The sequence below is a fragment of the Stutzerimonas chloritidismutans AW-1 genome (assembly GCF_000495915.1).
GTDB classification, from domain to species: Bacteria; Pseudomonadota; Gammaproteobacteria; order Pseudomonadales; family Pseudomonadaceae; genus Stutzerimonas; species Stutzerimonas chloritidismutans.
Genome location: NZ_AOFQ01000049.1, coordinates 23,865 through 47,452, shown reverse-complemented (window position 1 = coordinate 47,452; position 23,588 = coordinate 23,865). Strand labels below are relative to the sequence as shown.

At 63.3% G+C, this 23,588-nt stretch carries 19 protein-coding genes and 1 pseudogene; 10 read left to right on the top strand and 10 right to left on the bottom strand.

Annotation, left to right across the window (positions count from 1 at the left end; translation table 11 throughout):
• Nucleotides 1-28: 28 nt before the first annotated feature.
• From glpE to F753_RS49600, 9 genes are all read right to left on the bottom strand, one after another.
• A complete protein-coding gene (gene glpE / locus F753_RS39950; protein ID WP_003300975.1) occupies nt 29-361 on the bottom strand; it encodes a thiosulfate sulfurtransferase GlpE in 333 nt (110 codons plus the stop codon).
• Complete coding sequence (locus F753_RS39945) at nt 358-1,185, bottom strand: symmetrical bis(5'-nucleosyl)-tetraphosphatase (RefSeq protein WP_023445892.1); 828 nt, start codon at nt 1,183-1,185, stop codon at nt 358-360. Before F753_RS39945 ends, glpE begins: the two co-directional genes overlap by 4 nt.
• On the bottom strand, nt 1,182-1,565 hold the full coding sequence (gene apaG / locus F753_RS39940) for a Co2+/Mg2+ efflux protein ApaG (protein ID WP_023445891.1): 384 nt from the start codon (nt 1,563-1,565) through the stop codon (nt 1,182-1,184). Before apaG ends, F753_RS39945 begins: the two co-directional genes overlap by 4 nt.
• A 40-nt stretch (nt 1,566-1,605) precedes the next feature.
• Nucleotides 1,606-2,400 (bottom strand): 16S rRNA (adenine(1518)-N(6)/adenine(1519)-N(6))-dimethyltransferase RsmA, encoded by a 795-nt coding sequence (gene rsmA, locus F753_RS39935; protein ID WP_023445890.1) that lies wholly within the window; start codon nt 2,398-2,400, stop codon nt 1,606-1,608.
• A gap of 113 nt (nt 2,401-2,513) precedes the next feature.
• A complete protein-coding gene (gene pdxA / locus F753_RS39930) occupies nt 2,514-3,506 on the bottom strand; it encodes a 4-hydroxythreonine-4-phosphate dehydrogenase PdxA (protein WP_023445889.1) in 993 nt (330 codons plus the stop codon).
• A gap of 111 nt (nt 3,507-3,617) precedes the next feature.
• Nucleotides 3,618-4,925: a peptidylprolyl isomerase gene (locus tag F753_RS39925; RefSeq protein WP_031297961.1), complete on the bottom strand. Its 1,308-nt coding sequence runs from the start codon at nt 4,923-4,925 to the stop codon at nt 3,618-3,620.
• On the bottom strand, nt 4,906-7,677 hold the full coding sequence (locus F753_RS39920) for an LPS-assembly protein LptD (protein WP_031297957.1): 2,772 nt from the start codon (nt 7,675-7,677) through the stop codon (nt 4,906-4,908). The genes F753_RS39925 and F753_RS39920 overlap by 20 nt, the downstream gene beginning before the upstream one ends.
• Nucleotides 7,678-7,820: 143 nt before the next feature.
• Nucleotides 7,821-9,527, bottom strand: a complete 1,707-nt coding sequence (ltrA, locus tag F753_RS39915) for a group II intron reverse transcriptase/maturase (RefSeq protein ID WP_023445886.1) — start codon at nt 9,525-9,527, stop codon at nt 7,821-7,823.
• A 116-nt stretch (nt 9,528-9,643) separates the two neighbouring features.
• On the bottom strand, nt 9,644-9,799 hold the full coding sequence (locus F753_RS49600; protein WP_023445885.1) for a hypothetical protein: 156 nt from the start codon (nt 9,797-9,799) through the stop codon (nt 9,644-9,646).
• Between the two features lie 1,076 nt (nt 9,800-10,875).
• Between F753_RS49600 and F753_RS39910 the strand changes: the two genes are divergently transcribed.
• The 3 genes from F753_RS39910 to F753_RS39900 are packed head-to-tail and all read left to right on the top strand — an operon-like array spanning nt 10,876 to nt 13,332.
• The gene (locus tag F753_RS39910) at nt 10,876-11,895 is read left to right on the top strand and encodes an aminoglycoside phosphotransferase family protein (protein ID WP_023445884.1); all 1,020 of its coding nucleotides are present in this window, start codon (nt 10,876-10,878) and stop codon (nt 11,893-11,895) included.
• Nucleotides 11,892-12,563 (top strand): N-acetylmuramate alpha-1-phosphate uridylyltransferase MurU, encoded by a 672-nt coding sequence (gene murU, locus F753_RS39905; RefSeq protein WP_023445883.1) that lies wholly within the window; start codon nt 11,892-11,894, stop codon nt 12,561-12,563. Before F753_RS39910 ends, murU begins: the two co-directional genes overlap by 4 nt.
• Nucleotide 12,564: 1 nt before the next feature.
• Nucleotides 12,565-13,332: a TerB family tellurite resistance protein gene (locus F753_RS39900; RefSeq protein WP_023445882.1), complete on the top strand. Its 768-nt coding sequence runs from the start codon at nt 12,565-12,567 to the stop codon at nt 13,330-13,332.
• 7 nt (nt 13,333-13,339) lie between these two features.
• Here F753_RS39900 and F753_RS39895 read toward each other — a convergent pair whose 3' ends face one another.
• Nucleotides 13,340-14,365, bottom strand: coding sequence for an alpha/beta hydrolase family protein (locus tag F753_RS39895; protein WP_023445881.1), 1,026 nt, complete (start codon nt 14,363-14,365; stop codon nt 13,340-13,342).
• Between the two features lie 96 nt (nt 14,366-14,461).
• On the opposite strand from F753_RS39895, the pseudogene F753_RS39890 reads away from it, so the two are divergent.
• The 7 genes and pseudogenes from F753_RS39890 to gabD all read left to right on the top strand — a co-directional run bounded on the left by F753_RS39890 (nt 14,462) and on the right by gabD (nt 23,539).
• Nucleotides 14,462-16,889 (top strand): annotated as a pseudogene (locus F753_RS39890) (PAS domain-containing sensor histidine kinase).
• Nucleotides 16,886-17,515, top strand: coding sequence for a response regulator (locus tag F753_RS39885; protein WP_023445880.1), 630 nt, complete (start codon nt 16,886-16,888; stop codon nt 17,513-17,515). Before F753_RS39890 ends, F753_RS39885 begins: the two are co-directional and overlap by 4 nt.
• 148 nt (nt 17,516-17,663) lie before the next feature.
• Nucleotides 17,664-18,824 (top strand): ABC transporter ATP-binding protein, encoded by a 1,161-nt coding sequence (locus F753_RS39880; RefSeq protein WP_023445879.1) that lies wholly within the window; start codon nt 17,664-17,666, stop codon nt 18,822-18,824.
• Nucleotides 18,821-19,852 (top strand): ABC transporter substrate-binding protein, encoded by a 1,032-nt coding sequence (locus F753_RS39875; protein WP_023445878.1) that lies wholly within the window; start codon nt 18,821-18,823, stop codon nt 19,850-19,852. The genes F753_RS39880 and F753_RS39875 overlap by 4 nt, the downstream gene beginning before the upstream one ends.
• Before the next feature lie 63 nt (nt 19,853-19,915).
• Nucleotides 19,916-21,169 carry an ABC transporter permease gene (locus F753_RS39870; protein ID WP_023445877.1) on the top strand — a complete coding sequence of 418 codons (1,254 nt, stop codon included), beginning with the start codon at nt 19,916-19,918 and terminating at the stop codon, nt 21,167-21,169.
• Between the two features lie 63 nt (nt 21,170-21,232).
• On the top strand, nt 21,233-22,060 hold the full coding sequence (locus F753_RS39865; RefSeq protein WP_015278322.1) for an ABC transporter permease: 828 nt from the start codon (nt 21,233-21,235) through the stop codon (nt 22,058-22,060).
• Nucleotides 22,061-22,078: 18 nt separating this feature from the next.
• The gene (gene gabD / locus F753_RS39860; protein WP_031297952.1) at nt 22,079-23,539 is read left to right on the top strand and encodes an NADP-dependent succinate-semialdehyde dehydrogenase; all 1,461 of its coding nucleotides are present in this window, start codon (nt 22,079-22,081) and stop codon (nt 23,537-23,539) included.
• Nucleotides 23,540-23,588 lie beyond the last annotated feature (49 nt).

The following is a 23,588-nucleotide window of genomic DNA, read 5'->3' as shown; positions in this document are numbered from 1 at the left end:
TGGCGGGCTATCGGGGGGAAATAAATTTTTACGCTTGTTCTTCGCCGCGCTCGACATCAGCCGGATAGGTGTGGCGCCAGAGTTCGAAGCCGCCGTCGAGGCTGTAGACGTCCGAAAAGCCCTGATTGACCAGATAGGCCGCTGCGCTCTGGCTGGAGTGGCCGTGATAGCAGGTGACGATCAGCGGCTGGTCGAGATCGGCGGCGGCAATGAAATCCGGCAGCGAGTGGTTGTCCAGATGCAGCGAGCCGCTGATGTGGCCGTTGGCATAGCTGTGCGGATCGCGGATGTCCACGATTACGGCGCCGCTGCTGCGCATGGTCTGCGCTTGTTCCGGTGGGATGCGTTTGAAGTCGGTCATGCGGGTTTCCCGTGTTCACATTCGCAGCGGTGCATTTCGCCGCTGTCGAGGTTCATCAAGGTCATGGAGTTGCCCCAGACGCAGCCAGTGTCCAGCGCGAAGACGTTCGGCTCGTCGCATTGACCCTCCAGCGCAGCCCAGTGACCAAAGATCAGCTTGACGTTGCGGGTTTTGCGATTGGCGTGGCTAAACCAAGGCGAGTAGCCGGCGGGGGCGCTGTCGGCGCCTTCCTTCGCTTCCAAATCGAGCGTGCCGTCGGCCTTGCAGAAACGCATGCGGGTGAAGTAGTTGGTGATCAGGCGCAGTCGCGGCACCCCGTGCAGCTCCTTGTTCCATTTCGCCGGTTGATTACCGTACATGCCGTCGAGGAACGGCATCAGCAGTGCGTCGTCCTGCAGTGCCTGCTCGACTTCCAAGGCGCGCTTGAGGGCTTTTTCCAGCGACCACTGCGGCGGAATGCCGGCATGCACCATCGCGGTGTGACGCGCGGCTTCGTAATGAATGAGCTTCTGCTGGCGCAGCCAGTCGATCAGGTCGGTCCGATCCGGCGCGGCCAGAATTGCTTGCAGCGTGTCGGACTTGCGCATGCGCTCTATGTTGTGAGCCACAGCCAGCAGGTGCAGGTCGTGATTGCCGAGGACGGTGATTGCGGACGACCCGAGATCGCGTACGAAGCGCAGTGCCTCGAGCGATTGCGGGCCGCGGTTGACCAGGTCGCCGGCCAGCCACAGGCAGTCTCGCGAAGGGCTGAAGTCGACGCGCTCCAACAAACAGGTCAGCGGTTCGAGGCAACCTTGCAGGTCGCCGACGGCATAGGTCGTCAATGCAATGCTCCGGGTACGGCCAGGCGGAACGGCGCAATGAGCGCATCGAAACTGTGACCATCCTCGGCCAACATCTCATAGCTGCCTTGCATGCTGCCGACACAGGTGGCCAGCAGCGTTCCGCTGGTGTAGACGTGGTGTTCGCCTGGTGCGATCAGCGGCTGCTCGCCAATGACGCCGGCACCGCGCACTTCCTGCACCTGGCCGTCGCCATCGGTGATGATCCAGTGTCGCGACAGCAGCTGCGCCGCCACCTCGCCATTGTTTTCGATGGTTACGGTGTAGGCAAAGGCATAGCGGTTTTGTTCCGGCTCCGATTGCGCGGCCAGATAGCGAGGCGTGACGCTGACGTCGATGCGGTAGCGGTTATCGTCGGACATGAGTCTGCTCGCTGTTGAAGGCAGGGTAGAGACCGAAGCCTCAGCTGCGTTCTGTCAGTTGGTCGGAAAGGCGAACGAAGGCCGCCAGATCCAGTTGTTCGGGACGCAGGCTGCCATCCACATCCGCCGCTGCGATGGCGTCGGCGTCCAGCAGCCCCTTGAGGGTGTTGCGCAAGGTCTTGCGCCGTTGGTTGAACGCCTCGCGCACTACGCGCTCCAGTTGATGGTGATCGCGCGCTGGATGCGGCAGCGTCTCATGTGGCACCAGGCGAACGATCGCCGAATCGACCTTTGGCGCCGGGTTGAACGCGCCCGGCCCGACGTTGAACAGGTGCTCTACCCGGCAGTGATACTGCACCATGATCGACAGTCGGCCCCAGTCGCCGCCGCCCGGCAGCGCGGCCAGGCGTTCGACCACTTCCTTCTGCAGCATGAAATGCATGTCGTGGATCAGGTGCGCGTGGTCGAGCAGGTGAAAGATCAGCGGGGTAGAGATGTTGTAGGGCAGGTTGCCGACGATGCGCAGGCTGTTCGGCTCTGCGCTGAGGCGACCGAAGTCGAACTTCAGCGCGTCGCCCTGGTGCAGATTGAAGTTCTCGCGCCCGGCGAATTTGCCCCGCAGGATGGGGATCAGGTCGAGGTCGAGCTCGACGACATCCAGATGCGCGCCGCTGTCGAGCAGTCCTTCGGTCAATGCACCCTGGCCTGGGCCGATCTCCACCAGTCGCTCACCCGGCTTGGCATGAATCGCCCGCAGAATGCGGTGAATGACGCCAGCGTCGTGCAGGAAGTTCTGGCCAAAGCGCTTGCGTGCGCGGTGCTGATAATCGGACATCGGGGCTCCAGGGCGCAGCTTGAAGCCTGAAGCTCAAAGCTGAAAACGAATAAGGCGCGTATTTTAGCAGGCGAGGGCGGCAAGAAGATCGTTCGAGCCGCGTGGGGTGCGTGCTAGCTCTGGATGCCGACCATCTGGTAGGCCGTTTCCAGTGCGACCCGCAGGCTGCCAGTGTCGATCTTGCCGCTGCCGGCCAGATCCAGCGCGGTGCCATGATCTACCGACGTGCGAACGATCGGCAGGCCCAGGGTCACGTTGACCGCGGCACCGAAACCCTTGTACTTGAGTACCGGCAGGCCCTGGTCGTGGTACATCGCCAGCACTGCGTCGCAGAACTCGAGATTTTTTGGGGTGAACAGCGTATCGGCTGGCAGAGGGCCGATCAGATCAAGCCCCTCGTCACGCAGCCTGGTCAGCACGGGCTCGATGATCTCGATTTCTTCGCGGCCCAGGTGGCCGCCCTCACCCGCATGCGGGTTCAGGCCGCAGACAAGAATACGTGGTTGGGTAATGCCGAACTTGCTGACCAGATCGTGGTGCAGGATTCGCGTAACCCGCTCCAGGCGCTCCGCGGTAATCGCTGCGGCGACATCCTTGAGCGGCAGGTGGGTGGTGACCAGCGCGACACGCAATCCGTGCGTGGCCAGCATCATGACCACCTGCTCGGTGCGGGTCAGCTCGGCGAGAAACTCGGTATGGCCTGAAAAGGGGATGCCGGCCTCATTGATCACACCCTTGTGCACCGGCGCGGTGATCATGCCGGCGAAGCTGCCGTCGAGACACCCGTTTCCAGCTCGGGTCAGCGTTTCCAGTACGTAGCGGCCGTTGCGCGCGTCGAGCTGGCCCGCGATCACCGGTGCATCCAGGGGAGTATCCCAGACATACAGACAGTTGGCCGGCGCCGGTTGGCTTGGCCAGCTATGTGGCCCGACTTCCCGCAGCTCAATCGTCAGTCCCAGTTGCGAGGCGCGCTCTGCCAGCAGCGAACAACTGGCGATGGCTACCAGGATCTGAGGCTGGGCCTCGCGAGCCAGCAGCAGGCAGAGGTCAGGGCCGATGCCGGCCGGTTCACCGGGGGTGAGAACGAAGGGGCGGGGAGCGGTCATCAGGCTTCTCTCTGCATGGCGTGTGGCGTTCAACCGCCTGAAATGAAAACGGGGTGGCGACCCTTCGGCCATCACCCCGCGTTCCTGTTACTTGTCGGTGCAGCGTGCAGCTTAGAGCTTGATCTCGACGTAGGCTTCGTCGCGGATCTGGCGAAGCCATGCCTGCAGCTCTTCATCGTACTTGCGGTTGCGCAGCAGCGTTAACGCCTGTTGCTCGCGAAACTGCTCGCTGGCATCGGTGGCGCGGCGGCCAAGCACTTCAAGGATGTGCCAGCCGTAGGGCGACTTGAACACCGGAGACAGTTCGCCGCTTGCCGTGTTGGCCATAACTTCGCGGAACTCGGGTACCAGCGACGCCGGATCGATCCAGTTCAGGTCGCCACCGTTGAGCGCCGAACCCGGATCTTCGGAGAAACTCTTGGCCAGCTGGGCAAAGTCTTCGCCTGCACTGATGCGGTCGCGCAGGCGCTGTACCAGTAGGCGTGCTTCGTCTTCGCTACGGATCGCACTCGGCTTGATCAGGATGTGGCGGACATGCACCTCATCCCGTACCTGCGTCTCGCCGCCACGCTTGTCCAGCAGCTTGAGCATGATGAAGCCTGGCGGCGTGCGTACCGGCTGAGTTACTTCGCCGACCGACAGCTCGCGCACTTCCGTATCGAACGGAGGTGGCAGCTGAGCCGCCTTGCGCCAGCCCATGTCGCCACCTTCCAGTGCGTTTTCGCTGCCAGAGCGAGACACGGCGAGGCGTGCGAAGTCGGCGCCTTGCTGCAGCTGTTGGTAGGTCTCCATCGCGGTACGTTCGGCAGCCTGGATGGTTGCCGAATCAGCCGCTTCTGGAACAGGGATGAGGATATTGGCCAGGTGGTATTCCTCGGACAGCTGCAGCTTGCCGAGGTCGGACGCCAGGAAGTTCTGCACTTCCTGGTTGGACACCTGAATGCGTTCGGCCACACGGCGCTGACGCACGCGGCTGATAACCATCTCGCGGCGAATCTGCTCGCGGGCGCTCTCCAGGCTCAGGCCGTCACGCGACAATGCTTCCCGAAACTGATCGAGCGACATGTTGTTGCGCTGGGCAATGGTGCCCATGGCCTGATTGAGTTCTTCATCGGAAATGCGAATGCCGGAGCGCTCACCGATCTGCAGCTGCAGGTTCTCGGTGATCAGGCGCTCCAGCACCTGCTGTTGCAGCACATCCATCGGCGGCGCATCGGCGTCACGCTTTTGGATGGTTTGCTGCACTTCACGAATCCGTTGTTCGAGCTGGCTCTGCATGATGACGTCGTTATCGACGATCGCCACCACGCGGTCGAGGGGTTGAACCTGGGCGAGGGCTGCAGGCGCGAGGCTCGCGCCGCTCAGCAGCAGAGCGCCGAGCGCGAGCGGGCGCAGTACTTCAGAAAGCTTGATCTTCACGTTCACGGTAGCCTTGGATGCCTTCGTCGAGGAAAGTTTCGGTCGCATTGCCGACCACGCCGCCGAGCCCCTTGAGCACGATCTGCAGGAAGATGCCGTTATCTGGCTCGTCGTTGCGATCAGGGTTGAGGCTGGTCTCGTCGTAGTCGATCCAGTAGCGATTGATCAGGCGCAGTTTCCAGCAGCAGCTGTCGTACTCGAAGCCACCGAAGGCTTCCAGGGTGCGACTGCGGCTGTAGTCATGCTGCCAGCGGGCGATGACGCTCCATTGCGGGACGATCGGCCAGATGACGGAGAAGTCGTGCTGGTTGATCTTGTAGTAGTCCTTGATGCAGTTAGCCGGGTCGGTTTCGCAGTTGCCGTAGTCCCCGCCGTAGGTCCATTGGCCGGTCGCCTGGTCGAAGCGCACCGTGTCGTTGCGGTAGCGATAGCCAACGTTGACGATCTTGCCCGGGTTGTCGGCCGGCTGATAGTGCCACATGGCGCTGCCGGAGCGGGTCTGGCCTGCGTCCGGGTCCCAGTTGAAGGTCGAGGTGAAGCGCCAGTCGCGGTTGTAGCGGTACATGTACTCCAGCGCGTAGGGTGATACGTCGGAAGTGGCATCCGGGCGATTGCTCATGTTCGGCAGCTGCACTTCGCGATCGCGGAAGTAATAGATCTGGCCGATGCTGAAGCGCTGGCGCTCGAAGCCGTTGGGCTCGACCCAGCGGCTGGTTACGCCGAGCGATACCTGGTTGGCATCGCCGATGCGGTCCTTGCCGGAGAAGCGGTTCTCGCGCCACAGCGAGGAGTAGCTGAAGCTGCTTTCGCCGGTATCGAAGATCGGAATGTCGTCCTGATCCTCTTCCGGAACATAGAGATAGAACAGGCGCGGTTCCAGTGTCTGGCGATAGTCCTTGCCGAACCATTGGGTGTCGCGGTCGAAATACAGGCCGCTATCGACGCTGAAGATCGGCACGCTACGATCCGGTGAATCCTCGAAATCTGTGATGCCTGCGAATGCCGGATCACGCCCCTTAGAGTCCAGATCCAGGTCGTACTGTGTGTAGGCATATTTCAGCGAAGGCTTGAGGAAGCCCCAGGACCAATTCAGCGGCAGGCTGACGCCTGGCTCGAGATGTATGCGCTCGCCTTCGGCGCGAGTCAGGCCACGTAGGCGATCGTCGTACCACTGCTCCGGATTGCCGTCTTCGTTGATGAAGTTGCCGTCGCGCAGGCTGCGCTGGAAGCTGACGAACTCGGTGTTGTAGGTGAAATTCAGGCCGCCCGGCTGGAAGGGCAGCCGTCCATCCAGGGTCAGCTGCGGCAGCCGCTCATACGGGGTGATGTCGGCGACGGTGGCGCGCTCGTAGGCATGCACGTTCAGCCGGGCGGTGTAGCTGTCGCCGCGGTAGGTAAGCGTGCCGCGCTGATCGAGGTGATCCGGCTGATCGATATCCAGGTTGGTGTTCAGGTCCTGGAAGTAGTACGGATCGCTGAGATCGGTGTAGTCCACTTCGGCGAGCCAGCGCGAGTCCAGCCCGGTACGGTTCTGCCAGCTGTACATCCAGCGCTGGTCTTCATACTCGGATTGCCGCTCGCGGTCGTCGTTGCTGTCATCCAGATAGGCCGCGCCGAATTGTCCCTCGCTGCTGCGCGTGAGGTAGCGGAACTCGCCTTCCATCAGCAGGCCGCGGTCGGTCATCAGGTGCGGATACAGGGTCGCGTCGAAGTTCGGCGCCAGGTTGAAGTAATAGGGCGTCTGCAGCGAAAAACCGGTATCACTGGACGAGCCGATGCTCGGCGCGAGAAAACCCGACTGGCGACGGTCGTCGATGGGGAAATGGATGTAGGGGGTGTAGAACACCGGAACATCCTTGACCCGTAGCGTGACGTTGGTGGCCGAGCCAAAGCCGGTGGCTGGGTTCAGCGTGACGTTGTTGCCTTGCAGGTGCCAGCTGTTTTCGCCGGGCTCGCAGCTGGTGTAAGTACCGTCCTTGAGGCGAATGATCGCGGTTTCTTCACGCTTGGCGTATTGCGCGCTGCCACGCACCTTGCCGGAGTGCACGACGTACTCGGCGTTTTCCACCTTGGCTTCGCCGCTGTCGAGGAAGATCTCGGCGCGGTCGCCGACCAGCAATGCGTCGCGGTCGCGGAAGCGGACATTGCCGGTCAGCTCGCCGCGATTTTCCAGCTGGTGCAGGCTGGCTTCGTCTGCCTCCACCTGAATGCTGCCCTGACGCAGCAGCACGTCACCGGCGAGGGTGGCGACTTCCTGTTCCTGCTCGTAGCGGGTGGCTTTGGCCGATACATAGGTCGGCGCTTCGCTCATCGGAGTGGTGTCGAACTTGCCGGGACGGTCGGGCTCGACATAGGTGCCGGTGCAATAAGGGCCGGTTTCGGCGAGCTGAGCCGGGGTCAGCTGCTCGCGCGGAACCCAGTCGAGATGGCTGTAATCGGCGCTGCGCGAGGCGAGGGCACGGCCCTTGCCTTCGGTGACCAGCTTGGTCGTCGCCGTTGGCGCTTGCACCTTGCTGCTCGTCGATTTGGCGGTGCTCGATGTGCTCACGGCGCTGCCGCTGTGTACCGGGCGCGGTGGCAGGGTCTGACTGGTTTCATTGGACGCGCAATTCCAGCCGCCGGAGGCGTCGGGCTGGCAAGCGAACTGTTCGGCTGCGAAGACAAAAGGTACAGCTACCGGTTGCAATGCAAGCAGACCGCCAGTAACCAGTAGAGGGAATTTTTTACGAAACGCGGGGTATTTGACTGCCATCTTGTTTTTTGGTCCGTGCTTGCGGCGAGCCATCGGCCGGCTGGGCCGCACGCCTCTCGATGGGCTGAGAGTCGGGTGGGAGCCGGCCATTGCTGGCCAACTCCCCCCTAAGAACCGTACGTGCGCCTTTCAGCGCATACGGCTCAAGCCTTTAACAAAGCCCCCGAGAGGGCCGGCTTACTCACTGTCAGGCCACGTATGTGGAGTTGTGTATGACAAATTGGGTGCAATAGTACCCGGTTATCCAGGGAGTCTCTACCACCTTGTGAGCGGTAGATAATGTGGTGGTCATGCCAACCTGTTTCCCTGGTAATCGGTTGATTGCACAGCAGACACAGTCCTTTTTGACTCTGGAACAGGCTGGCAACTTGAGTCCGGTACTTCAGCTTTTTCAGCATCCGCTCCGTCCGCAGTTTTTCGCCCATTTCTTCCATGGAGGGATCGAAGGGGTTGTACTCCCCGCTCACCTTCTTGTGTCGTTCGATTGGCGTACCCGCAAGCGAGTACAGCGCAATTTCCCGTGTTGCCCCACCTCCTTCCGTTACCGTGGTGGCGAACACCCAATTTCTGTCGCCAGTGGTGCTGAAATACCGCTTTTGCACCCATTCCAGCGATTTGTTCGGGTGCCGCCGTTTCGCCCAACGCCAGAGTTTGAGGAGCACTTTGCTGTCCATGCGGCTGTACGCCTGTTTGGCAACTACGGGCTGGTGATATAGCGCCCAGCCTCGCAGCATCGGGTTCAGCGCTCGGATTAGATCCTCCTGCCTTGCTGTTTTGCTGCTCTCGATAACTCCCTTGACCTTGCTGTAAAACGCCTTGACGTTCTTCTTGCTGGGCTTGATCAGGAGCTTCCCTTGATACTTGCGGAAGCTCCATCCCAGGAAGTCGAAGCCTTGGTCGATATGGACGATCTGCGTCTTCTCAGGTGACAACCGCAGCCCGCGTACCGCCAGGAACTGCTCTACCCAAGGTTTGACCTCGTTTTCCAGTACCTCCGGGGAGGTACCTGTAATCACAAAATCATCTGCGTATCGCACCACATTGACTTTCAGCTTCTTGGCCCTTGTCACGCTCAGGTGCTGCTTGAGCTGTGATTCCAGGCCATCGAGTGCCATGTTTGCCAAAGTTGGCGAGATGATCCCGCCTTGTGGCGTACCAGCGTCCGTTGCCTGTAGCTGGCCCTTGTGTACTACACCAGCCTTCAACCACTTCCTTAAAACCGCCTTGTCCGTCGGGACGTTGGCGATCAGCCAGTCATGGTTGATGTGGTCGAAGCATCCTTGTATATCCGCCTCCAATACCCATTGGGCCGAAGCCTTCTTGGATAGGCAGACGAACAACTGCCCCATTGCATCTGCCGTAGAGCGCTCGATCCTGAAGCCGTAGCTGTTCGGATCACCCGCGGTTTCCGAAATGGGCGCCAGCGCCAGCAGATACAGCGCCTGCATGGCCCTGTCGGTCATGGTCGGGATACCCAGAGGGCGCTCCTTCCCATTCGACTTCGGAATGAACACGCGCCGTAAAGGCCGTGGCTGATATCCGTGCCGCTTCAACCCTTGAGCCGCTTTCCATTTCGCGTGGGGTGTATCCCAGAGCACGCGGTCGACTCCCGCCGTGCGCTTGCCCTGGTTTTCAGTGACTCGTCGTACGGCCAAGTATCTGGCCGACTTCGAGCGGGTCAGCATCCTTTGCAGGGTTTTCACCTTGCGCCATCTGCCTTCCCGACAAGCCTTCGCAATCCGTATCTGCATTCCTCGGACATTCCGCTGCACACGACACCAGTCGATGTCGTGCCATTGCTGCGGGGTGTCGGAAAACGCAGACTCGGCCGGCTGGCTGAGTTCTTTCATGCTGCTTTCCTCTCAGGTAGAACCCGAGCGGAAACGCACTGCCCCCGTTCGGGAACAATGGTCCCGAACGGGGTTGATGATGGCTACGGCAAACCCTGGAGGGCTTGCGGGTGCTCCTAGCGCTTTCTATCCAGAGAAGAGCTGGCCTCGTTGCCGCGCACTTGGCGCTGCCACTCGGCTTTTACTTCCTGAATCGCACCCAGGAGCGGCGCGAAGTAGATGGCCGGAGCCTGCCTTGCGGCCGCGAGAATCTCACGAGCAAAAGCGTTCATCCGTTTTCTCCTTGCGTTTCCCCTATCCCGTGAAGGGATACGAGCCTGGTGGGCTTGCCACCTATTTGAGTGAGGTCAGTCAGACGTCATGCGACGAAAGACCATGCAGAAGTCTGCCCGGTTTCCCGTGGGGTGATGTTCGAACCCCTATCCGAACCATTACAGCCCGGCATTCGCTTTTTCTGCAATCCCATACCCGCACCGCCAACAGTTCGCCTTACGGCTCCCCTGCCACAAGGGCAGCAATACGGGCTTACCACGTTCCCTGCTTGTCACACGACTGGGTTAGGGCCTGCCTTTTCGCCGGAGGTCATGATGGCGACGTATCCCCACATCCCACGGAGATAACCGACCTCGTACCTTTTGGTTCATGCCTGACAGCAGCTTGGGCATGGTTATCCTTACGACGTTTATCAGCAGTTCACTTGTGTTGCCCATACCAGCCAGCCTAGCGCCTCAACCCGGTACTGCTCCGAGCATCTGCAACACTGCCTCGCAGCGAGTGCGCACCCATAATGGGGGCTACATTGTCGGGAAAGCTTCATACCCCACCGTTACCAGTGACGCATGTTTCCCTAGGCTACCGTTGGTCGCACAACGAGTCCGCTACCATCCCGTGCCGGCGATGGTTGGACAATGACAAGCAGAGCTTTCGCTCTGTGCTTAGGACAAGTACCTCTGGTGTCTCTCGACAAGGGTGATGGCCAACAAGCCATTGCCAGAGGTGACTTCTCGCCCTGAGGCGAGAATGTCGCCTCAGGGCTATGGAGTGTTTGAGCAAGCCGGCGGTTACCGGATTGTCTTTTCGATGGGCTTCGATCGAACTCGCCGGACGGCAAATTCGAGACGCTCCTTTCCCTGCACGGGGAATTCGCATCCCCGCATGCGGGTCTTTATAAGCCTGAATGAGGCCAGATACTTGTGCTGTTTCGTAGATTTAAACCCTATATTTCAAAGGCTTAGGTTCTGCTGGCACAGCTGCCTACCAAGCACAACACGAACCATGCCGTGTCGCACAAGATGCAGGATAATAAAGCATGACCCGCCTATCGGCTAGCGCCGTGGAGACCCCCTGGATGCCGCATCAAGATCAACGTCTGCTGGACCTTAGCGCCTGGCTGGAACAGCAATTACCCGAAATCTTCGCCCGTTGCGGCTGGGGCGAAGTGCCGGCGGCGCAGCTCACTGCGGCCAGCAGCGATGCCAGCTTCCGCCGTTACTTCCGCTGGCAGGGTGGCGAGCGCAGCCTGATCGTGATGGACGCACCGCCGCCCCAGGAAGACTGCCGACCCTTCGTCAAGGTCGCGCAGATGCTGGATCAAGCCGGCGTCCATGTGCCGCAGATACTGGCGTCCGATCTTGAGCGCGGCTTCCTGCTGCTGACCGATCTGGGCCGCCAGACCTATCTGGATGTCATCGATCAGAGCAATGCCGAACAGCTGTTCGAAGACGCCGTGGAGGCCTTGCTGAAGTTCCAGCTGCATCCGGTGACCCAGCCGATGCCGGCATACGACGAGGCGCTGCTGCGCCGTGAACTGCAGCTGTTCCCCGAGTGGTATGTGCAGCGCCATCTCGGCCATACGTTAACTGAAGCGCAGCAGGCTGCGTGGGAGCGTATCTGTCGGCAACTGATCGACTCGGCGCTGGCGCAGCCACGGGTGCTGGTGCATCGCGACTACATGCCGCGCAATCTGATGATCAGCGAGCCCAACCCTGGTGTACTGGATTTTCAGGACGCGGTGCTCGGCCCGGTCAGCTACGACATCACCTCGCTGTTCAAGGATGCCTTTCTCAGCTGGCCCGAAGCGCAGGTGCGGGCCTGGCTCGAAGGCTACTGGCACAAGGCGCGCGCTGCTGGCGTATCGCTGCCCGAATCGCTCGACGAGTTCCTGCGTGCCAGTGACCTGATGGGACTGCAGCGCCACCTCAAGGTGATCGGCATTTTCGCGCGCATCTGCCATCGCGACGGCAAGCCGCGATACCTGGCCGACGTGCCGCGCTTCTTTGCCTATATCGAGGCCGTGTTGGCGCGCAGACCGGAACTGGGCGAGTTGCAGCAACTGCTGGCAGAGCTGCCGCAGGCGCCGCACGCATGAAGGCGATGATTCTGGCCGCCGGCAAGGGCGAGCGGCTGCGCCCGCTGACGCTGCACACGCCGAAGCCGCTGGTTCGCGCCGCCGGCGTGCCGCTGATCGAGTACCACGTTCGTGCGCTGGCCGCCGCGGGTTTCGAGGAACTGGTGATCAACCACGCCTGGCTCGGCCAGCAGATCGAAGACTATCTGGGCGACGGCAGTCTTTTCGGCGTGGCTATCCGCTATTCGCCCGAGGGCGAGCCGCTGGAGACCGGCGGCGGCATTCATCGGGCCTTGGGGCTGCTCGGCGATGAGCCGTTCCTGGTGGTCAACGGCGATATCTGGACCGACTACGATTTCGCCCGGCTGAGACGGCCGCTTCACGGGCTCGCGCATCTGGTGCTGGTGAACAATCCGCCGCACCACCCCCAGGGCGATTTCAGCCTGGGCGAATCGGCCGTCACGGAGCCCGAGGTCGATGGTGACGCGCTGACCTACAGTGGCATTTCCGTTTTGCATCCTGCGCTGTTCGAAGGCTGCCAGCCGGGTGCGTTCAAGCTGGCGCCGTTGTTGCGCCGCGCCATGGCAGATGGGCAGGTGTCCGGCGAGTGCTTTGGCGGGGCCTGGATCGACGTGGGTACCCATGAGCGCCTGGCGGAAGTCGAGCAACTACTGGAGGCGCGACGCTGACATGTTCTGGCCCATCACGCTGTTGGGGCTGCTGATCGGCTGGTTGCTGGCCAGCATTCCGGGGGCTTTGCTCGGCGGTCTGCTGGGTCAGGTGCTCGATCGTCGTCTGGGGCTCGATTCCTGGGCCAGCCTGCGTGCGCGCCTGGCCGGCAAGCCGGTGCTGCAAGGCCGGGATTTGCTGTTCTTCCTGTTGGGGCGTCTGGCCAAGAGTGGCGGTCGCGTGAGCCCGGCGCATATCCAGGCCGCACGTGACGAGATGCGCCGGCAGGGGCTCGATGCCGCCGCGCAGCAGCAGGCCATCGCCGCCTTCAACCGCGGCAAGTCGAGTGGTGACGGCCTGCGCGATACCCTGCAACGGCTGCGCAGCCAGCGCGAGGAAAGCCGCCGCCTGATCCAGGCCTGCTGGCGCATGGCACGTGCGCAGGGAAGCATGGGCGCACGCGAGCACGAGCTGGTGCTGCTCTGGGGCAAGTGGCTGGGTTGGAATGCCGCCGAGGTGGCCGCGCTCGATCCGGGCGCGACCCGACGCAAGGAGGCGCCGGCCGGGCGGGGTGGTGCTTACGAGCAGGCCATGCAGCTGCTGGGTGTGCGTCCGGATACCGACCCGCAGCTGATCAAGCGCGCTTATCGGCGCCTGCTGAGCAAGCACCATCCGGACAAGCAGGCGGGGGCTGGTGCGAATGCCGCCCAGGTGCGCGACGCCACCGAGCGCACCCGCGAGCTGCACAGTGCCTACGCATTGATTCGCGAGCGCCGCGGCTTTCGCTGAGCGGGCGTCACTGTGGCGGCTTGCGCTCCAGCCAGCCCCGCACGCGACGCACCAGTTGTTCCTGGTCGGTATTGCGGTCACCGGTCAGGCCTGGCAGTGCGACCAGGCGGTAGTCCGGGTGCCCAGCACGGCGCGCTGCATTGCGCCGCTGCAGTGCCTGCTGATTTGCGGCTGCTCGGGTGCCCGTATAGAAGTCGCCGATGGCGGCGGGTAGCGTTGCGAGATAGCTCTCCAGCGGCTGTTCCGCCTGCAACGGTGCGCGTGGATCGATCACCACCAGTTGCGCGACATCCTTTGGCTGAAGCTGTGCCAGGTACTGGCTCGCCCAGTAGGCGCCGGTGCCATGGCCGATCAGAACAATCGTCGACGCCTGCAGTGAGCGCGCATGCTCGATGGCAGCATCCAGGCGCGCCAGCATGCGCTCGGCATGAGTTGGGGGCGGCGTGTCCTGCTCGGCTTGTGGCGGCGTCGATTCGTCGTTGTCCGTGGCTGCCGTCTGCTCAGGCAGGTAGCCCGCCGAAGTGGTTTGCGCCGCGGCCGGCTGGGTATCGGTGGCGTCAGGCTCAGGGTTTTCTTCCGTTTCGGGCTTCTCTTCCGCAGCCGGGGCTTCTGGCGTTGGCGGGCGCGGGCCAGGGCTAAGCGCCGGATCAGCGGGTGTCAGGCTGAGGGTATGCCAGCCATGTTCGGGAAGGCCGCGCCGTAGCGGGCCGATTGCGCGTGGCCAATCGGCGGTTTCGCCTTCGCTCGGCATAATGACGAGCACGCCGCGGGCCTTCGCAGTATTGGCCGGGTGCCAGAGTGCGAGGAATTTGTCCTCGTCGCCGAGCTGCAGCTGGGCGGCGGCCTCGAGCTGTCGTTGCAGCCCTGCGGCCAGCGCCTCGCTACGAGTTTGTGGCGATGGTCGTGGCGTTGCTGCTGGCTCCTCCGCCGGTGCTTCCTGAGGCGCCTCCGGTTCCTGCGCCGCTGCGATGTACGGCACGCCGCCGCCAAGCGCGACGCCGAACAAAAGCACGAAAGCAGACAAGCGACGCATGGATTGTCTCCGCTATGGATGCCGGTACCACGCTGGCGCCGGCAGGGGTTATGCATTACAACAGCGTGTCGGCACGCCCATCAATCGCGTGAATATATGCTCGCCTCAACCCTGCGTTTCCTTCTCCTCATTAGCTTCATGCTGCCTTTAGCGGCCAGTGCCGTGACGCTCGACGACGACAGCCGTGCCTGGCTGGAGCAGCATCCGGAGTGGCGTGTCGGGGGGGTGATGGGCGCGCCCTATGCCGAGTATGACCAGCGCCAGCGGCGCCTGTCAGGCTTTCATGTGCAGCTGATGGAGCATCTGGCGGACGATCTCGGCGTTCGCCTGCACTGGCGCCGCTTCAATGACGAGGCCGCGCTGGAGAAGGCCGCTCGGGAGGGCTTGATCGATGTGGCCCCCGGCTTACGGCAGACGCCGGCAGGCTTGCGGCTGTGGCGATATAGCGATCCCTTTCTGCGTATCCCGCGCCTGCTCGTCGGTGATCGTGGCGGCCCGCGTGCAATCGATCTTGAATATCTGCACCCGAGCGAGCTGGTCTCCGCCGTCGGGCCGGGGCCGATCACCGAGTTCCTCGCCAGCAACTATCCCAATATCACCGTGCTGACCGCGACCAGCCAGGGCGATGCGCTGCGCCAGGTACTGGAAGCCAAGGCAAGCTATGCCGTCATTGACGAGCCGGTGTTCGGCCGCCTTTCGCAGCAGGTGGAGTACGACTCGCTGGCGGTGGTGGGTGATCTGGGCAACCCGCAGCTTCTGCGTATCGCCTCGCGGCGTGACAGCCCGGAACTTGCCGCCGTGCTCGAGGCGGCGATACGGCAATTTCCGGCGCGGGAATTCAGTCAGCTGCAGGAACAGTGGCTCAAGACCCGCAGCATCGACCTCGGTCGCGAGGTCAGCTACTGGCGCAGTCTCAGTCTTTTGCTCGGCGTGTTGTTGCTGGCCTGCCTGCTGATGCTGGCCTGGCAGCGGCATCAGCATGGCCTGCTGGAAAGCCGGCTGAAGACCGCCCGGCGCGATATCGAGCTGCGCGAGGCGGCCGAAGAAGCGCAGCGTTTGACGCAGTTTTGTCTGGATCACAGCACCGTCGGCATCCTCTGGCTCAACTGGGACAGCCGCGTGCGTTACGCCAACCAGGCCGCCGAGGTGCTGCTCGGGCATTCCTCCGGCGGGCTGCTGGATCACCCGCTGGAAACCTTCGACCCGGCGCTGGGCATGGATGCCTGGCTCGCGCGCTGGCGCGCTGCCCGCACGGGCGAGGATGATCGCCAGGTACACGAATGCGAATGGCTGCGCGCTGACGGCCAGCGCTTTCCGGCGGCCGTCACCTACAGTTTTCTGCGCTTCGGCAGCCGTGAATATCTGGTGGTGTTTCTCGCCGACATTACCGAGCGCCGTCGCGCCAGCGCCCAGCTGCAGGAGAGCGAGGCGCGGCTCAAGGCAATGGCCGGCAACGTGCCCGGGCTGGTGTTCCGCCTGGAGCGGGACGGGCCGCAGGAACCGGTGCGAGTGGCCTATATCAGCGAAGCCAGTCAGCGCCTGGTGGGCTATTCCGCCGAGCGCTTGCTGCAGCCGGGACTTGGCATCCGCAGCCTGGTGCACGCCGATGACGAGGCAGGCTACTGGGCCAGCCAGCAGCTGGCATTGGAGAAAAGCCAGGACTGGCGCTGGCAGGGGCGCATTCTCAATCGCGACGGCGAAGTGCGTTGGGCGGATATCCGCGCCTCCGTGCGCGGCCAGCCGGATGGCCGCCAGGTATGGGACGGCATCGTCTGGGATATCACCGACAACAAGCGCATCGAGCTGGAGCTGGATGCCTCGCGCGCCCAGTTGCGCGAGCTGGCCGCGCACCTGGAGACCGTGCGCGAGGAGGAGAAGGCGCATATCGCCCGCGAAGTGCACGACGAGCTGGGCCAGGTGCTGACCGTACTCAAGCTGGAAACCTCGATGTGCGAGCTGGGCTTCGCCGACCTCGACCCGGCCCTGGCGCAGCGGCTGGAGAGCATGAAGCGGCTGATCGCCCAGCTGTTCCAGCGGGTGCGCGATGTCGCTACCGCGCTGCGCCGCGCTGCCCCCGCCGATTCTCGATGCCGGCATCGCCTCGGCCGTGGAATGGCAGGCGCGGCGCTTCGAGGAGCGCAGCGGCGTGGCTTGTCTGGTCGAAGTGCCGGAATGCCCGCCGTTGCTGGGTAACGCGAAAGCCATCGGCCTGTTCCGCATTCTTCAGGAGTCGCTGACCAACGTGATGCGTCACGCCCAGGCGCAGACGGTCAGCGTGCAGTTACTGCTCGAAGGCAACATGCTCTGTCTGCGCGTCAGCGACGATGGTTGCGGTTTTCCTGTGGCCGCGCGCGGCGCCGGCAGTTCGTTCGGCCTGGTCGGTATGCGCGAGCGGGTGCAGATGCTCGGCGGGCAACTGATAATCGACAGCCAGCCCGGCGAGGGCACCACCATCACGGCGCGGGTTCCACTGGACCCGCTGCCGCTTCCATCAGCCGCAAGCACTGGAGCATTGCCGACATGATCAGGGTCATGGTCGCCGAAGATCACGCCATCGTCCGCGAGGGCATCAAGCAGCTGATCGGCATGGCGCGTGACATGCAGGTGGTCGGCGAGGCTGCCAATGGCCAGCAGTTGCTCGACCAGTTGCGCCAGATCAGTTGCGATGTGGTCCTGCTGGACATCTCCATGCCCGGCGTCAACGGCCTCGAGGCGATTCCACGGATTCGCGCGCTGAACCAGCCGCCGGCGGTACTGGTGCTGTCGATGCACGACGAAGCGCAGATGGCGGCGCGGGCGCTGAAGATCGGCGCTGCCGGCTACGCGACCAAGGACAGCGAGCCGGCGCTGCTGCTCACCGCTCTGCGCAAGGTCGCCGGTGGCGGGCGCTACATCGACCCGGCGCTGGCTGATCGCATGGTCTTCGAGGTCGGCCTGACCGATTCGCGTCCACCCCATGCGCTGCTTTCCGAACGCGAATACTCGGTGTTCGAACGGCTGGTGCAGGGCGACTCTGTAAACGACATCGCCGGCAAGCTGGCGCTCAGCAGCAAGACCATCAGCACCCACAAGGCCCGCCTGATGCAGAAGCTGGCGGCGCATTCGGTGGCCGATCTGGTGCGCTACGCCATGGAACACAAGCTGGTCTGAGCACCAGCCACCGACCCGCCGTGTAGGGCGTTCCCTACACGCGACTCTCCCTCACGCCTAGGCCAATCGCTCCGCTGTACCGATTTTTCCACCGCCGCTGCGCTTCTACGCTGTGACCACGGTTCAACGGTTACGCAGGTGCAGCAGCATGGTCGAGTCAACGGCGAACGATATCCTGGTGAGCTTTCGCGGCATCCAGAAGAGCTATGACGGTGAGTCGCTGATCGTCAGGGATCTCAATCTGGACATCCGCCGCGGCGAGTTCCTCACCCTGCTCGGGCCGTCTGGCTCGGGCAAAACCACCAGTCTGATGATGCTGGCTGGCTTCGAAACGCCCACGGCGGGAGAAATTCTCCTCGATGGCCGGGCGATCAACAACGTGCCACCGCACAAGCGCGACATGGGCATGGTGTTCCAGAACTACGCGCTGTTTCCGCACATGACCGTGTCGGAGAACCTGGCGTTTCCGCTCAGCGTCCGCGGCATGGCCAAGCCTGATATCAAGGAGCGGGTCAAGCGCGCCCTGGCGATGGTCCAGCTGGAGGGCTTTCGCAACCGCTATCCGGCGCAGCTCTCCGGCGGCCAGCAACAGCGCGTGGCGCTCGCCCGCGCGCTGGTGTTCGAGCCGCAGCTGGTGCTGATGGACGAACCGCTGGGCGCGCTGGACAAGCAGCTGCGCGAGCAGATGCAGATGGAGATCAAGCACCTGCACGAGCGCCTCGGCGTCACCGTGGTGTACGTCACCCACGACCAGGGTGAGGCGCTGACCATGTCCGATCGGGTGGCGGTGTTCCATCAGGGCCAGATCCAGCAGATCGAAGACCCGCGCACCCTGTACGAAAAGCCGTTGAACACCTTCGTCGCCAACTTTCTCGGCGAAAACAACCGCCTGCCTGCGCACCTGCTGGAGCGGCGTGGCGAGAGCTGCACGGTCAAGCTCGGTCGCGGCGAAACCGTCGAGGCGCTGGCGGTCAATGTCGGTGCGACGGGGTCGCCGGTCAGCCTGTCGATCCGCCCGGAGCGGGTGCTGCTCAACGGCGCCAGTGCCAACTGCCCGAACCGTTTCACCGGGCGCGTTGCCGAGTTCATCTACCTCGGCGACCACATCCGCATCCGTCTCGAGGTATGCGGGGTCAACGACTTCTTCGTCAAACAGCCGATCGCCGAGTTCGACAGCGCCCTGCGGGTCGGTGACGTGGTGCCGATCGGCTGGCATGTCGAGCACGTTCGTGCGCTCGACCCGCTGCAGGCGCCTGAGGCGATGCCTGGAAAAACCCACACAACTGCATCAAGGAGCGAACTGGTATGAGCAACTACCTGAAACTGTCCGCGCTGGCGCTCGGACTCGTCTGTGCCGGGTACGCCGCTGCCGAAAACCTCACCGCGGTGAGCTTTGGCGGCGCCAACAAGCAGGCCCACGTCAAGGCCTTCTACGAGCCGTGGGACGCGGCGGGGCACGGGCGCATCATCGCCGGCGAGTACAACGGCGAAATGGCCAAGGTCAAGGCAATGGTCGACACCAACAGCGTGTCGTGGAACCTGGTGGAAGTGGAGTCGCCGGAACTGTCCCGCGGCTGCGACGAAGGGCTGTTCGAGGAACTCGACCCGGGCATCGTCGGCAATCCGGACGATTTCGTCGAAGGCGCGATTCAGCCCTGCGGCGTTGGTTTCTTCGTCTGGTCGACGGTGCTGGCCTACAACGCCGACAAGCTGAAAAGCGCGCCGGCCAGCTGGGCGGATTTCTGGGATACCGAGAAATTCCCCGGCAAGCGCGGCCTGCGCAAGGGCGCCAAGTACACCCTCGAATTCGCGCTGATGGCCGACGGCGTGCCGGTCAAGGACGTCTACAAGGTGCTGGCCACCAAGGACGGTCAGAACCGCGCCTTCAGAAAGCTCGATCAGCTCAAACCGCACATTCAGTGGTGGGAAGCCGGCGCGCAGCCGCCACAGTTCCTCGCCTCCGGCGACGTGGTAATGAGCAGCGCCTACAACGGCCGCATCGCAGCCGTGCAGAACGAGAGCAACCTGCAGATCGTCTGGAGCGGCGGTATCTATGACTTCGACTCCTGGGCCATCCCCAAGGGCGCGAAGAGTCAGGAGCAGGCACGCAAATTCATCGCCTTCACGGTCGAGCCGCAGCAGCAGAAGGCTTATTCCGAGAACATCGCCTACGGCCCGGCGAACACCCAGGCCGTGTCGTTGCTGGATGAAAAGCGCCTGGCGCAGATGCCCACCGCACCGGAAAACATCGCCGACCAGGTGGCGATGGACGTGACCTTCTGGGCCGACTACGGCGAGCAGCTCGAACAGCGCTTCAACGCCTGGGCGGCACGCTGACCTGAGCGCCCCGCCGCATTGGCGGGGCCGGTCCCAGCTATCGGAACGAATCGCGGAGTCTTCATGGCCACAGCAATATCCCTGCCGGCGAACGAGATCGCCGAGCCCAATCTGAAACAGCGACTGGCACGGGCCGAACGGGTGAACAAGCTCAAGTCGCAGGCGCTGATCCTGCCGCTGCTGCTGTTCGTGCTGCTGACCTTTCTGGTCCCCATCGCCTCGCTGCTCTGGCGCAGCGTCGAGAACCCCGAGGTGGTGAACACGCTGCCACGCACGCTGGCGGCGCTGGCCGAATGGGATGGTCGTGGGCTGCCAGCGGATCCGGCCTATCAGGCGCTGGCCGAGGATCTGTATCAGGCGCGCCGTGAACAGAGCCTGGGCGATCTGTCCAAACGGTTGAACATGGAGCTGGCGGGCTATCGCAGCCTGCTGACCAAGACTGCGCGGGCGATGCCGTTTCGCGAGACACCGGCCTCTTATCAGGAGGCACTGGAAGCCCTCGACGAGCGCTGGGGCGATCCGGCGTTCTGGCAGGTGATCCAGCGCAACGACAGTGCGGTGACCGGCTACTACCTGCTGGCGGCGCTGGATCACCGTATCGACGAGCTGGGCGAGCTGGCCAAGGTCTCGCCGGATCAGGCGGTGTATCTGGATATCTTCGCCCGCACCTTCTGGATGGGCCTGGTGATCACCTCGATCTGCCTGCTGCTGGCCTACCCGCTGGCGTATCTCCTGGCCAACCTGCCGGCGCGGCAGAGCAACCTGCTGATGATCCTGGTGCTGCTGCCATTCTGGACCTCGATTCTGGTGCGTGTGGCGGCGTGGATCGTGCTGCTGCAGTCCGGCGGCCTCATTAATGGTGCGTTGCTGAAGATGGGTCTGATCGACGAGCCGCTGCAGCTGGTGTTCAACCGCACCGGCGTCTACATCGCCATGGTGCACATCCTGCTGCCGTTCATGATCCTGCCGATTTACAGCGTGATGAAGAACATCTCGCCGAGCTACATGCGCGCCGCGGTGTCGCTGGGCTGTCATCCGTTCGCCAGCTTCTGGCGGGTGTACTTTCCGCAGACGCTGGCCGGTGTCGGTGCCGGCTGCCTGTTGGTGCTCATCATCTCCATCGGCTACTACATCACCCCGGCGTTGCTCGGCAGCCCGAACGACCAGATGGTCAGCTACTTCGTCGCCTTCTACACCAACACCACTATCAACTGGGGCATGGCCACGGCGCTGGGCGGCCTGCTGCTGCTCGCCACCATGCTGCTGTACGTCATCTACAGCTGGCTGGTCGGTGCCAGCCGCCTGCGGCTGGGTTGAGATGACGCACGTCGCGGCGCGGCCGCCTTTTCAGAGTCTTCATGCCGGGCAGGAGAACCTTTCATGCTGAGCCCCTATATGTCACCCGTCGAACGGGCCTGGTACTACGCGCTGCGCATTCTCTGCGCCCTGGTGCTGCTGTTTCTGATTGTGCCGGTGCTGGTCATCGTGCCGCTGTCGTTCAATTCCGGCTCGTTCCTCGTCTATCCCTTGCAGGGCTTTTCCATGCGTTGGTACGAGGCGCTGTTCAGCTCGGCCGACTGGATGCGCTCGCTGAAGAACAGCATGCTCATCGCGCCCGCCGCGACCTTTCTCGCTGTGGTGCTCGGCACCCTGGCGGCGGTCGGCCTGACCCGCGCGGAATTTCGCGGCAAGGCGCTGCTGATGACCATACTGATCTCGCCGATGGTGGTGCCGGTGGTGATCATCGGTGTGGCCAGCTATCTGTTCTTCGCACCGCTGGGCATGGGCAACAGCTACCTGTCGCTGATCTTGGTGCACGCGGTGCTCGGCGTGCCCTTCGTGATCATCACGGTCTCCGCGACGCTGCAGGGCTTCAACTACAACCTGGTGCGTGCTGCGGCCAGCCTCGGCGCATCACCGCTGACCGCGTTCTTCCGCGTGACACTGCCGCTGATCGCGCCGGGGGTAATTTCCGGCGCGCTGTTCGCCTTCGCCACCTCGTTCGATGAAGTGGTGGTGACGCTGTTTCTCGCCGGACCGGAGCAGATCACCCTGCCGCGGCAGATGTTCAGCGGTATACGGGAGAACCTCAGCCCGACCATTGCCGCCGCGGCGACTCTGCTGATCGGCTTTTCCATCGCCCTGCTGCTGACTCTGGAGTGGCTGCGTGGCCGCGCCGAGAAGCTGCGCACTCAACAACCTGCCTGACGGAATACGCACATGACTCTGCAACTTGGGCAACCCGATCTGTTGCGCCAAACCGCCTATCTCAACGGTGAGTGGTGCGAGGCCGACAGTGGCGCGCGCACTGAAATCTTCAACCCGGCCACCGGCGAGCTGATCGGCGCCGTGCCGAACATGAGCCGCGGCGAAACCCGCGGCGCCATCGAAGCCGCGCAGGCAGCCCAACCGGCCTGGCGCGCGCTGACCGCCAAGGAGCGCGCGGCGCGCCTGCGGCGCTGGTACGAGTTGATGCTGGAGAATCAGGAAGACCTGGCGCGCATCATGACCGCCGAACAGGGCAAGCCGTTGGCCGAGGCGCGGGGCGAGGTGGCCTACGCCGCATCCTTTCTCGAGTGGTTCGCCGAGGAGAGCAAGCGCCTCTACGGCGACGTGATTCCTGCCCATGCCGGCGACAAGCGCATTCTCGTGCAGAAGGAGCCGGTCGGCGTCACCGCGGCGATCACGCCGTGGAATTTCCCCAGCGCCATGATCACCCGCAAGGCCGGCCCGGCGCTGGCCGCCGGCTGTGCCATGGTGCTCAAGCCAGCGCCGCAGACACCGTTCTCGGCACTGGCGCTGGCCGCGCTGGCTGAGCGTGCGGGCATTCCGGCGGGACTGTTCAGCGTGATCACCGCCGATGCCGCCACGTCCCGTGAGGTGGGTGCCGAACTCTGTGAGAACCCTATCGTGCGCAAGCTCTCGTTCACCGGCTCGACGGCGGTGGGCATCAAGCTGATGCAGCAGTGCGCGCCGACGCTGAAGAAGCTCTCGCTGGAGCTGGGCGGCAACGCACCCTTTATCGTCTTCGACGACGCCGATCTGGATGCGGCGGTCGAGGGCGCGATGATCTCCAAGTATCGCAACGCCGGGCAGACCTGCGTCTGTGCCAACCGCATCTACGTACAGGACGGCATCTACGACGCCTTCGTCGCCAAGCTTGCCGCTGCGGTGGCGCGGCTGAAGGTCGGCAACGGTGCGGAGGAGGGCGTCACCACCGGTCCGCTGATCGATGCCGCGGCCGTAGCCAAGGTTCAGCGCCATCTGCAGGACGCCCTCGACAAGGGCGCCACCCTGCTGGCCGGCGGCAAACCCCATGCACTGGGCGGCAACTACTTCGAGCCGACGCTGGTGGGCGGCGTCACGTCCGAGATGGCCGTGGCGCGAGAAGAAACCTTCGGTCCGCTGGCGCCGCTTTTCCGCTTCAGCGACGAGGCCGAGGTGATCCGTCAGGCCAATGACACCGAGTTCGGCCTCGCCGCCTATTTCTACGCCCGCGACCTGAGCCGGGTGTTCCGTGTCGCCGAGGCGCTGGAGTACGGCATGGTCGGCATCAACACCGGAGTGATCTCTACCGAGGTAGCGCCGTTCGGCGGCATGAAGGCCTCCGGCCTTGGCCGTGAAGGCTCGAAGTACGGCCTGGATGAATACGTCGAAATCAAATACCTGTGCCTGGGCGGTATCTGACGCCAGCGGCCTAAACAGGCGTGCAAAATAATGCACGGAGTTTTACTGT